The organism is Streptomyces sp. NPDC003691 (assembly GCF_053981115.1).
This window is the reverse complement of sequence record NZ_JBSFNQ010000005.1, coordinates 179,561-191,993: the sequence shown is the minus strand read 5'-3', so window position 1 is coordinate 191,993 and position 12,433 is coordinate 179,561. Positions and strand designations below refer to the sequence as shown.

General features: G+C 72.5%; 6 protein-coding genes. All 6 read left to right on the top strand.

The genetic code is table 11. The features are described 5' to 3' along the window. Positions 1–1,786 (top strand): TIGR03960 family B12-binding radical SAM protein (locus ACWDR0_RS04740; protein WP_456350161.1); only part of this gene is annotated, 1,786 nt, incomplete at its 5' end. A 294-nt stretch (positions 1,787–2,080) separates the two neighbouring features. Next, entirely contained in the window at positions 2,081–2,845 is a 765-nt protein-coding gene (locus ACWDR0_RS04735; RefSeq protein WP_456350174.1) for a TIGR03936 family radical SAM-associated protein, read from the top strand. 307 nt (positions 2,846–3,152) lie between these two features. Further along, the gene (locus ACWDR0_RS04730) at positions 3,153–7,193 is read left to right on the top strand and encodes an Rne/Rng family ribonuclease (RefSeq protein ID WP_456350160.1); all 4,041 of its coding nucleotides are present in this window, start codon (positions 3,153–3,155) and stop codon (positions 7,191–7,193) included. 357 nt (positions 7,194–7,550) lie between these two features. Then, entirely contained in the window at positions 7,551–8,681 is a 1,131-nt protein-coding gene (locus ACWDR0_RS04725) for a DegT/DnrJ/EryC1/StrS family aminotransferase (protein ID WP_456350159.1), read from the top strand. Continuing rightward, positions 8,678–9,715, top strand: a complete 1,038-nt coding sequence (locus ACWDR0_RS04720; protein ID WP_456350158.1) for a Gfo/Idh/MocA family protein — start codon at positions 8,678–8,680, stop codon at positions 9,713–9,715. The genes ACWDR0_RS04725 and ACWDR0_RS04720 overlap by 4 nt, the downstream gene beginning before the upstream one ends. 111 nt (positions 9,716–9,826) lie before the next feature. Continuing rightward, positions 9,827–12,418, top strand: coding sequence for a glycosyltransferase (locus tag ACWDR0_RS04715; protein ID WP_456350157.1), 2,592 nt, complete (start codon positions 9,827–9,829; stop codon positions 12,416–12,418). Positions 12,419–12,433 lie beyond the last annotated feature (15 nt).

Sequence of the window (12,433 nt, the reverse complement as noted above, 5' to 3'; positions counted from 1 at the left end):
GGACGCGTACGAGGTCGGACTGCCCAACCAGGGCGTCATGATCCTCTACGAGGTACTCAACGAGCGCGAGGGTGTGCTCGCCGAGCGGACGTACAGCGTCTGGCCCGACCTGGAGGCGCTGATGCGGGAGCACGGCGTCCCGCAGTTCACCGTCGACTCGCACCGGCCGGTGGGCGCCTTCGACGTCTTCGGCCTGAGCTTCTCCACCGAACTCGGCTACACGAACATGCTGACCGCCCTCGACCTGGCGGGCATCCCGCTGGCGGCGAAGGACCGCGGCATCGACGACCCGATCGTGCTCGCGGGCGGCCACGCGGCCTTCAACCCCGAGCCCATCGCCGAGTTCATCGACTGCGCCGTCATCGGCGACGGCGAGCAGGCGGTGCTCGACATCACCGAGATCGTCCGCGCCTGGAAGGCCGAGGGCCGCCCCGGCGGCCGCGAGGAGGTGCTGTTCCGCCTGGCGAAGACCGGCGGGGTGTACGTCCCCGGCTTCTACGACGTGGAGTACCTGCCCGACGGACGCATCGGCCGGGTCGTGCCCACCCGCTCCGGCGTCCCGTGGCGGGTCTCCAAGCACACCGTCATGGACCTCGACGAGTGGCCCTACCCCAAGCAGCCCCTCGTGCCGCTCGCCGAGACCGTCCACGAGCGGATGTCCGTGGAGATCTTCCGCGGCTGCACCCGCGGCTGCCGCTTCTGCCAGGCCGGCATGATCACCCGCCCGGTGCGGGAGCGCAGCATCACCGGTATCGGTGAGATGGTCGACAAGGGCCTCAAGGCGACCGGCTTCGAGGAGGTCGGCCTGCTCTCGCTGTCCAGCGCCGACCACTCGGAGATCGGCGAGGTCGCCAAGGGACTCGCCGACCGGTACGAAGAGGACAAGATCGGCCTCTCCCTCCCGTCGACCCGGGTCGACGCCTTCAATGTGGACCTCGCCAACGAGCTGACCCGCAACGGCCGCCGCTCCGGGCTCACCTTCGCCCCCGAGGGCGGCTCCGAGCGGATGCGCAAGGTCATCAACAAGATGGTCTCGGAGGAGGACCTGATCCGGACGGTCGCCACCGCCTACGGCAACGGCTGGCGCCAGGTCAAGCTCTACTTCATGTGCGGGCTGCCCACCGAGACCGACGAGGACGTCCTCCAGATCGGCGATATGGCGGTCAGTGTCATCGCCAAGGGCCGTGAGGTCTCCGGCTCCAACGACATCCGCTGCACGGTCTCCATCGGCGGCTTCGTGCCCAAGCCGCACACCCCCTTCCAGTGGGCCCCGCAGCTCTCCGCCGAGGCCACCGACGCCCGGCTGGAGAAGCTCCGCGACAAGATCCGCGGCGACAAGAAGTACGGCCGCTCCATCGGCTTCCGCTACCACGACGGCAAGCCCGGCATCGTCGAGGGCCTGCTCTCCCGCGGCGACCGCCGGATCGGGGCCGTCATCCGCGCCGTGTACGAGGACGGCGGCCGCTTCGACGGCTGGCGCGAGCACTTCTCGTACGACCGCTGGATGGCCTGCGCCGGCAAGACGCTGCCGGAGTTCGGGGTGGACGTCGACTGGTACACCACCCGGGAGCGCACCTACGAGGAGGTCCTTCCCTGGGACCACCTCGACTCCGGTCTCGACAAGGACTGGCTCTGGGAGGACTGGCAGGACGCCCTCGACGAGACCGAGGTCGAGGACTGCCGCTGGACGCCGTGCTTCGACTGCGGTGTCTGCCCCCAGATGGGCACCGAGATCCAGATCGGCCCCACGGGCAAGAAGCTGCTCCCGCTGACCGTGGTCAAGTAGCGCCGGAACGGTCCGCCGGGCCCGCCGTCGCGACGGGCCCGGCGGACCACAACCGGAACCTGGGGAACCGGTGGGGGTCCCGGCGCGTACTCTGGGTAGGAGAACGACTGTCACCGACAGCGGCGGCCGGATCCGACCCCGCCTACGCGGGTGGGGGTACCCCCTGGCGATAGCCCGGAGGGAGTGCCCCAGCCCCGCGCACAGCGGGTGCGAGCCGGGTCCAGGCCCCCACGGGACACCCAGCATTCCGAGGGCGGCGCCACCGCGACCGCCCCGCACCGAGGAGAAGAACCACTGGGCAAGCGACAGCCCGAAGGCCCGCCGCCCGCACCCGCGGTACAGCGCATCCGACTGCGCTACACCAAACGCGGCCGCCTCCGGTTCACCAGCCACCGAGACTTCCAGCGCGCTTTCGAGCGGGCGCTGCGCCGGGCCGAGGTGCCCATGGCGTACTCGGCGGGCTTCACCCCGCATCCCAAGGTGTCGTACGCCAACGCCGCCCCCACCGGTACCGGCAGCGAGGCCGAGTATCTGGAGATCGCCCTCACCAAGCACCGCGACCCCGCGGTGCTGCGCGAGCTGCTCGACGAGTCGCTGCCCGACGGCCTCGACATCGTCGACGCGGTCGAGGCCCGTACCCCGGGACTCGCCGACCGGCTCACCGCTTCCGTCTGGGAGCTGCGGCTCGACGGCGTTGCCGTCGAGGAGGCCGGGGCCGCCGTCGCGGCCTTCCTCGCCGCCGAGGCGGTCGAGGTCGAACGGCGTACCAAGAACGGTCTGCGGACCTTCGACGCACGGGGCGCGGTAGCGGCCCTCGAAGCCCTTCCTCCACAGGTCGATGGGCCCTCGGGCGCTCCCTGTGCGATACTGCGGCTGGTAGTACGGCACGTGACGCCTGCCGTACGACCCGACGACGTCCTGTCCGGTCTCCGCGCTGTGGCCGACCTGGCGCCGCCGGTCCCCGCAGCGGTGACCAGGCTGGCGCAGGGGCTCTTCGACGAGGAGTCCGGCACGGTGACCGACCCGCTCGCAGTCGACCGCGAGACGGTCCCGGCCTGACCATGGCCGCGGGCCCGCCTCCCCTCGACGGACGCGAGGCCGTCCCCGCCCCGGGGACACCGGTCCGGTCCCGCCGCGACCGGAGCGTCGTCGCAGCACGGCCCTCGGCTACCTGAGCCGCCCGGGCCGGGCCGCGAAAGACCACCAGACTTTCGCCAGGCCGTACGTACATCGCGTGCGGAACCGGCGAGCCAGACAGAAGCTCCCGTGCGGCGGCCCCGCCCCGGACGGCATCACCGCGCCTCGCGCGGACCAAGGCCGGACCGTGAGCGCGTCCGCCCGGGAGCGTGACGGGAGAACCGCCCGCATGCACGAGTCGAACGAACCCGGTACCGCCGGGACCACCCCCGAACCGAACAACAGCCCGAGCGACACGCTGCCGCCGCGCCGGCGCCGCGCCGCCTCCCGCCCCGCGGGACCGCCCGCCGCGGCCAACGCCGACGGCTCCGCCGAGGCTGCCGCCGCGCCGGTGGCCGAGGCTGCCGCCGAGGAGGCGCCCGCGCCGCGTGCGCGCCGCCGGGCCACGCGTAAAGCCACCGCCGCCGAGCCGGTCGCCGAAGTAGCCGCCGAGGCTGCTGCCGAGCCGGTGGCTGAGGCTGCCGTCGAGGAGGCGCCCGCGCCGCGTGCGCGCCGTCGCGCCACCCGTAAGGCCACCGCCGCCGAGGCTGCTGCCGAGCCGGTCGCCGAGGTTGCCGCCGAGGCTGCTGCCGAGCCGGTGGCTGAGGCTCCCGTCGAGGAGGCGCCCGCGCCGCGTGCCCGTCGCCGGGCCACCCGTAAGGCCACCGCCGCCGAGCCGGTCGCCGAGGTTGCCGCCGAGCCGGTGGTGGAGGCTGCCGCCGAGGAGGCGCCCGCGCCGCGTGCCCGTCGCCGGGCGACGCGTAAGGCGACGGCTGCCGAGCCGGTTGCCGAGGTTGCCGCTGAAGCTGCTGCCGAGCCGGTGGCCGAGGCCCCCGTCGAGGAGGCGCCCGCGCCGCGTGCGCGCCGCCGGGCCACCCGTAAGGCCACCGCCCCCGAGGCTGCTGCCGCGCCGGTTGCCGAAGTAGCGGCCGAGGTCGTTGCCGAGCCGGTGGCCGAGGCTGCCGTCGAGGAGGCTCCTGCGCCGCGTGCGCGCCGTCGGGCCACCCGTAAGGTCACCGCCGCCGCCCCGGCCGCGCCCGAGGCCGACGGCAGCGGCGAGAAGCTGCCCGGCGACGCCGTCGCCGAGATCACCGCCCACGAGGACCAGGTCGCCGCCGCCGAGACCGCGGCCGTCCGCGGCCGTGGCCGCCGCCGTGTCGTGGCGCCGCAGTTCACCGCCGAGAAGGCCCGGAACGACGAGCCCTCCGCGCGCCGCGCCGCCCGGCCCGCCGTCGCCGTCTTCCAGGCCCCCGTCTTCGCCGAGCCGATGTTCCAGACCCCGGAGACGGCCGCCGCCGCGGCCGCCGTGGTCTACGAGGACGAGGCGTACGAGGAGCCCGTCACCGACGAGGCCGAGGAGACGGAGGAGCCCGCCGAGGCCGAGGCCGTTGCCGAGCCGGTGGAAGCCGCCGCCCCGGCCGCCGAGCCGTCCGGCCGCCGTCGCCGCCGTCGCCGCGCCGAGGCCCCCGAGCAGCCGGCGCAGGCCGAGCGGGCCGCCCGGTCCGCGGAGCCTGCCGCCGACGAGCCGGCGGAGCCCGAGGCCGAGGCGGACACCGAGGTGGACGCCGAGGCGGACGAGCACGACGAGTACGAGGACCGCCCCTCGCGCCGCCGCCGCCGTGGCGGCCGCCGCCGCCGTCGTGGCGAGCTGTCCGAGCAGGCGGAGCTCGCGGAGCAGACCGACGAAGGCGCCCCGGCCGACGAGGACGCCGACGAAGCGGAGGAGTCCGACGAGGACGCCGAGCACGACGAGGCCGGCGGCTCCACCGCGGGCAGCCGCCGCCGTCGCCGCCGCCGCCGTCGCAGCGGTGAGTCCGCCACCGACGAGGAGCCGGGCGCCGGCGACCCCGAGCGTACGGTCGTCAAGGTCCGCGAACCCCGGACCCGGACCCGCGAGGAGGCCTCCGACGAGGTTCAGTCCATCAAGGGCTCCACCCGTCTGGAGGCGAAGAAGCAGCGCCGCCGCGAGGGCCGGGAGCAGGGCCGCCGCCGGGTCCCGATCATCACCGAGGCCGAGTTCCTCGCCCGCCGCGAGGCCGTCGAGCGCGTTATGGTCGTCCGCCAGAGCGGCGAGCGCACCCAGATCGGCGTGCTGGAGGACAACGTCCTCGTCGAGCACTACGTCAACAAGGAGCAGTCGACCTCGTACGTCGGCAATGTCTACCTGGGCAAGGTGCAGAACGTCCTGCCGTCGATGGAGGCCGCCTTCGTCGACATCGGCAAGGGCCGCAACGCCGTGCTCTACGCCGGCGAGGTCAACTTCGAGGCGCTCGGCATGGCCCACGGCCCCCGCCGTATCGAGGCCGCGCTGAAGTCCGGCCAGTCCGTGCTGGTCCAGGTCACCAAGGACCCGATCGGCCACAAGGGCGCCCGGCTCACCAGCCAGGTCTCCCTGCCCGGCCGCTACCTGGTCTATGTGCCCGAGGGCTCGATGACCGGTATCAGCCGCAAGCTGCCCGACACCGAGCGGGCCCGGCTGAAGACCATCCTCAAGAAGATCGTCCCCGAGGACGCGGGCGTCATCGTGCGCACCGCCGCCGAGGGCGCCAGCGAGGACGAGCTGCGCCGCGACGTCGAGCGCCTCCAGTCGCAGTGGGAGGACATCAAGAAGAAGGCGAAGACCGGCAACGCGCCGACGCTGCTCTACGGTGAGCCGGACATGACCGTCCGGGTCGTCCGCGACATCTTCAACGAGGACTTCTCCAAGGTCATCGTGAGTGGTGACGAGGCGTGGCAGACCGTCCACGGCTATGTCGCGCACGTGGCGCCCGATCTGACGGACCGGCTCCAGCGCTGGACGAGCGAGGTCGACGTCTTCGCCACCTACCGCATCGACGAGCAGCTGATGAAGGCGCTGGACCGCAAGGTCTGGCTGCCCAGCGGCGGCTCGCTGGTGATCGACAAGACCGAAGCCATGATCGTGATCGACGTCAACACCGGTAAGTTCACCGGTCAGGGCGGCAATCTCGAAGAGACCGTCACCAGGAACAACCTGGAGGCGGCCGAGGAGATCGTGCGCCAGCTGCGGCTGCGCGACCTCGGTGGCATCGTCGTCGTCGACTTCATCGACATGGTGCTGGAGTCCAACCGCGATCTGGTGATGCGACGGCTGCTGGAGTGCCTGGGCCGGGACCGGACCAAGCACCAGGTCGCCGAGGTCACCTCGCTGGGCCTGGTCCAGATGACCCGCAAGCGGGTCGGCCAGGGCCTGCTGGAGTCCTTCTCCGAGACCTGTGTCCACTGCAACGGCCGCGGCGTGATCGTCCATATGGACCAGGCGTCGTCCGCCGGGGGCGGTGGCGGCGGCAAGCGGTCCAAGAAGCGCGGCCGCGGCGGCGACGCCACGGCGCACGACCACGCGGCCGAGGTCCACGAGCACGAGCACGAGACGGCCGAGGAGGTCGCCGCCGAGGTCGCCGAGCCGGTGGCGCTCGCCGAGCCCGCCTTCGTACCGGACGAGGAGCTGTACAGCAGCGCCGCCGAGGCGGAGGCGGCCGCCCAGCGCGGCCGCGGCCGCCGCCGTGCCACCCGCAGGGCGTCCGCGCCCGGCGGTGCCCCGAAGGCCGCGGAGCCGAAGGCCGCCGAGCCGGTGTCCGCTCCGGAGACCGAGGTGGCGGCTCCCGTCCGGGAGGCCGCCGAGGCCCCCGTCGCGGAGGAGCCGCGGCAGCCCGAGGCCGCCGCTGTCCCCGAGGCCGCCGAGGCCGCCGAGGCGGCCCCGGCCGGCCGCGGCCGCCGCCGGGCGACCCGCAAGGCGTCCGCCCCCGCCGGTTCGCCGAAGGCCGCCGACGCGCCGGAGGCGGAGGTCGTCGTCGTGGCGAAGGCCGCCGATGCCCCGGCGGCCGCCGAGGCGCCCGCCGCCCCGGCGGAAGCGTCCGAGCCGGCCCCGGCCGCCGCTCCGGAGGCCGCCGCACCCCCGCGGGCGCGCCGCCGGGTGGTCCGCAAGGTCACCGCTCCGGCCGGTTCCCCGGCGGACGAGTCCGGCGCGGTCGTCGTGATCGGCACCGCCTCGGAGGGCACCGCGGGCGACGGCTCCGACGAGGCGTCCGCCCCGGCCAAGAAGGCGGCCCGCAAGACCGCGAAGAAGGTCACCGCGAAGAAGGCCGCCACCAAGAAGACGGCGGCCAAGAAGAGCGCGGCGAAGAAGACGACCGCGAAGAAGGCAACCGCCAAGAAGACCGCCGCGGCCGAGAAGTCGGCGCCCGCGACGGTGACGGCGGTCACCGAGGGGTGACCCCGACGCGGCCCGGAGCCCAACGGTTCCCGGCCTTTTGATGAATCACAGTGTTCCGTCCCACAGCCGCGGGACGGAACACTGTGATTGTCGCCGAATTGATGCCGGGGACGCCTGAACGTCCCCGAAAAGGGGTCCGAAATCCCTGATAATGTGACGGCGGTCGCTGCCGGGTGAGGATCCAGTCCCGGACACTACGGTGGGTGACCGGCCCGGTTCGGCTAACAGAACTCGGTCCAGATCCTCGGTAGGGCGTCGGCTAGCGCCGGATGGGGTGTGCGCGGCCGCACAGATGACGTCCGCTCATTCTCCAGACCTCCTGCCACAGACAGCTCTTGGTGTTCTAGGAGGACGTCCATGACGAGCAGCAGCAACAGGCAGCCCATCCCCGCTGCCCGCCCGGTCATCGGTGAAGAGGAGATCGAGGCCGCCGTCCGCGTACTGCGCAGCGGCCGGGTCGTACAGGGCCCCGAGGTCGCCGCTTTCGAAGAGGGCTTCTCCGAGCTGGTCGACGGCCGCCACTGCGTCGCCGTGAACTCCGGCACCTCCGCGCTGCACCTGCTGCTGATGGCCCTGAACATCGGCCCCGGCGACGAGGTGATCGTCCCCTCGTTCTCCTTCGCCGCGACCGCCAACGTGGTCCGCCTCGTGGGTGCCGACGCCGTGTTCGCCGACATCGACCCCGAGACGTACTGTCTGGACCCGGCCGCCGTCGAGGCCGCGATCACCCCGCGCACCGCCGCGATCATGCCGGTCCACCTCTACGGCCACCCGGCCGCCATGGACCGCATCATGGCGATCGCCGACAAGCACAAGCTGGCCGTCGTCGAAGACGCCTGCCAGGCGCACGCCGCCGCCCTCAACGGCACCCCCGTCGGCGCCTTCGGCGCGGGCGGCACCTTCAGCTTCTACCCGACGAAGAACATGCATTCCCTGGAGGGCGGCATGATCTCCACCGGGGACGCGGAGATCGCCCGCACCCTGCGCCTGCTGCGCAACCAGGGCATGGAGCAGCGGTACGCGAACGAGATCGTCGGCTGCAACATGCGGCTCACCGATGTCGCCGCCGCCGTCGGCCGGGTCCAGCTGGGCCGACTGCCGGGCTGGACCGAGCAGCGCATCGCCAACGCCGCGTACCTCAGCGAGCACATCAGCGCCCCGGGCATCACCACGCCGGTCGTCGCCGAGGGCGCCCGCCACATCTACCACCAGTACACGATCCGGGTGGCCGGCGGTGCCGGGGCCCGGGACGCCGCGATGGCGAAGCTCACCGAGGCCGGGGTCGGCAACGCCGTCTACTACCCGACCCCGATCCACCGGCTGAAGCCGTTCTGGGAGCCCGACCAGAAGGCCGGCCGCAACTGGGACCTGCCGGTGACCGAGCAGGCCGCCGCCGAGGTCGTGTCCCTGCCGGTGCACCCGTCGCTGTCCCGTGACGACCTCGACCGCATCGTCGCCGCCGTGAACGAGCTTGGAGAGAACCTGTGACCACCCAGGGTGTCCCCGGCCTGCGGGCCGGTCTGATCGGCCTCGGCTCCATGGGCCGCCACCACGCCCGGGTCCTCGCCGGCCTGGAGGGCGTCGACTTCGTCGGTGTCGTCGACCCGATGGGCGACAAGAACGGCTGGGCGCAGGGCGCCCCCGTGCTGGCCGAGGTCGAGCAGCTCATCGAGGCGGGTGTCGACTACGCGGTCATCGCCTGCCCCACCGCCCTCCACGAGGAGGTCGGGCTGAAGCTGGCCGCCGCCGGTATCGGGGCGCTCATCGAGAAGCCCGTCGCGGACACCGTCGAGGGCGCGCACCGGCTCGTCGAGGCCTTCGAGTCCCGCGGTCTGGTCGCGGGCGTCGGCCACATCGAGCGCTGCAACCCGGCGCTCCGCTCCCTGCGCCAGCGCCTGGAGGCGGGCGAGCTGGGCGACGTCTACCAGGTCGTCACCCGCCGCCAGGGCCCCTTCCCGCACCGGATCGCCGATGTCGGCGTGGTCAAGGACCTGGCCACCCACGACATCGACCTCACCGGCTGGGTGACCGGCCAGCGCTACACCTCGATCGCCGCGCGCACCGTCTCCAAGTCGGGCCGGGCCCACGAGGACATGGTCTCCGCGGTCGGTCAGCTCTCCGACGGCACGATGGTCAATCACCTGGTGAACTGGCTCTCCCCGATGAAGGAGCGCTTCACCTCGGTCACCGGCGAGCGCGGCTGCTTCATCGCCGACACCCTCACCGCCGACCTCACCTTCTACTCGAACGCCGCGCTGGCCACCGAGTGGGAGGCCCTCCAGGCGTTCCGCGGGGTCGCCGAGGGCGACATGATCCGTTACGCGATCCCCAAGCGCGAGCCGCTGCTCGTCGAGCACGAGCTGTTCCGCGATGCTGTTCTCGGAAAGTCCGACGACATCTGCACACTGCGGGAGGGAACGCGTACGGTCGAGGTAGCCGCAGCCGTCCTCGAATCGGCCGCGTCCGGTGTCACGGTCACCTTCGGCGAGACGGGCGGACCGGCGTCCCCCGGCAACGGCTGACCCGGTCGACCAGCCGTCCGCAGCGACCCGACCATCGCTGACCAACGGTTCCCGGCCGTCCCACCGGCGGCCGGGACGCCGACCCCATGGCTCCCACGGAGGAAGTACGTCATGCAAGCCCCTGCCCGGCGACCGCGGCTCGCGGTCATCGTCGCCAACGGAATCACCGGCGACTCGCGGGTCCAGAAGACCGCCATCGCCGCGGCCCGCGACGGGTGGGACGTCACGCTGATCGGCAGGAGCGACACCAAGCGAGTCCAGCGCACCAGGATGGGCTCCGTCGACGTGATCCGGATCCCCGTCGGCACCGACTTCCTCCGGGCCGTCAAGGCGCGCAAGAACCATGCGGTACGGGCGGCCGCGACGCAGTTCCGGATCAACGACCCGGCGGCGCTGAAGAGCTACACCGCGACGTACCACGACTGGGCCCGGCAGCGGTCGGCCGAGACGAGCTGGGTCGGCTCCTCCCGGCGGACCTCCCTCAAGGTGCTGCTGCGGGCCCGCCGGACCGTGCACCGGCTGCGGGTCAAGGCCTTCCGCTGGGAGCAGCGCCGCAGCCACCCCAAGGACGCCGGACCGGTCGGCGACTGGCGGCTGGACTGGCCCCAGATCGTCGATCTCGACCTGGCCTTCGGCCCGGTCATCGAGAAGCTGAAGCCGGACGTCATCCACGCCAACGACGCCACCATGATCGTCACGGCCGGCCGCAGCGCGGCCCGGCTCCGGGCCCAGGGCCGCAAGTGCGCCTGGCTCTACGACGCCCATGAGTACATCAAGGGCGTCGAATGGCCCAATCCGCACCAGAAGTACGCGCTGCCCGCGGTGGAGGCCGAGTTCATCCGCCGCGCCGACGCCGTCGTCACCGTCTCCACGCAGATGGCCGAGCTGCTGAAGAAGGACCACAAGCTCCGGAAGCTGCCGGTGGTCGTCGGCAACTCCCCGGTCCGTGAGGTCATCGGTAGCGGCACCTCCCGCTCCTCGGTGCGCCAGGCCTGCGGGCTCGGCCCCGATGTACCGCTGATGGTGTACTCGGGCTGGATCGGCCCGGAGCGCGGTGTCGACGCCGTGATCGACGGCCTGCCCGAGCTGCCCGGCTACCACCTCGCCCTGGTCGTCGGCCGGGTCACCCCGCTGCTGGAGGGCCTGCTCCAGCGGGCCGAGAGCCTCGGCGTACGCGACCGTATCCACCTGGTGCCGTACGTCCCCCAGCACGAGGTCGCCAACTACCTGGCCTCCGCGGACCTCGGCCTCACCCCGTTCCGCAAGGTGCCCAACACCGAGGTCTCCCTGCCCACCAAGGTCTCCGAGTACCTCCAGGCCGGGCTGCCGCTGGTCACCAGCGATGTGAAGGTCGTCAAGGCGTACGTCGAGGAGCACCGCATCGGCGAGGTCTTCACCTGGGACGACCCGAAGACCTTCGCGGGCGCCGCCCGCCGCGCCATGGAGAACCGGAAGGCGCTCGCCGACCGCATCACCGAGGACATCCTCACGGACCTGTCCTGGGAGGCGCAGAGCGGCAAGCTCCTCAAGCTCTACCGCGACCTGTCCGGCAAGACGCCGCCCCCGGCCGAGTCCGGGACCTCGTGGACCGCGCAGGAGGGCCCCGCCACCACCGCGGCCCCCGCCCCCTCGTCCGGCGACGCCGCGCCGACCTGGCGCAAGCTCCGCGGCACCAAGATCAAGCTCGGGCTCGGCCCCGCGAACTACGCGGGCCAGGGCGCCGCGTACGCCCAGGCGATCACCCGGGTCAGCCCCGACGTGTCCGCCGAAGTCGTGATGAACAAGCTGCCGCAGTCCTTCGACTACCCGGCGGACGTCTACGTCGACGCCACCCGGCTGCCGGAGCTGGCCGTCCAGACCGAGCAGGTGCAGCGGATCATCGGCCGCTACACCCATCTGCTGGTCGACGCCTTCATGCCGGTCTTCGGCCATCTCAACGGCGTCAACATCGCCGGTGACCTCGCCGCGCTCCGCCAGGCCAGGATCAAGGTCGCGCTGCTGGCGCACGGCAGCGAGATCCGCCACCCCGGCAAGCACATGGAGCGGCACGAGTACTCCCTCTTCCACGACGCCCCCGACGGCATCGCGAAGAAGCTCCAGGCCAAGGCCGAGACCAACCGGCGGATCGCCGACGAGAGCGGGCTGCCGCTCTATGTCACCACCCCGGACCTCCTGGACGACCTGCCGACCGCCACCTGGGCGCCGCTCGTCGTCGACGTGGCGTCCTGGGCGACCGACCGTCCGCTGATGGAGCGCAAGCGGCCGGTCGTGATGCACGCCCCCTCCAAGCGCTGGACCAAGGGCACCGACCGGATCATGCCGGTCCTCACCGAACTCCACGACGAGGGCCTGATCGACTTCCGCCTCGCCGAGGGCATCCCGTGGGCCGAGATGCGCACCCTGGTGCAGAGCTGCGACCTGGTGCTGGACCAGTTCACCACCGGCAGCTACGGCACCTTCGCCGTCGAGGCGATGGCCGCGGGCCGCCCCGTCGTGGGCTATATCAGCGACGAGGTGAAGGCCGTCACGGACGGCGCCCTGCCGATCGTCAACGCCACCCCCCGCGATCTGCGCAAGGTCATCGAGTCGCTCGTCGAGGACCGCGATGCCACGGTCCGGATCGGCGCCGAGTCGGCCGAGTTCGCACGCACGTACCACGACGGAACCTGGACGGCTCAGGTTCTGAGCAACTTCCTCAAGTGAACGGGCCAGAAAGGC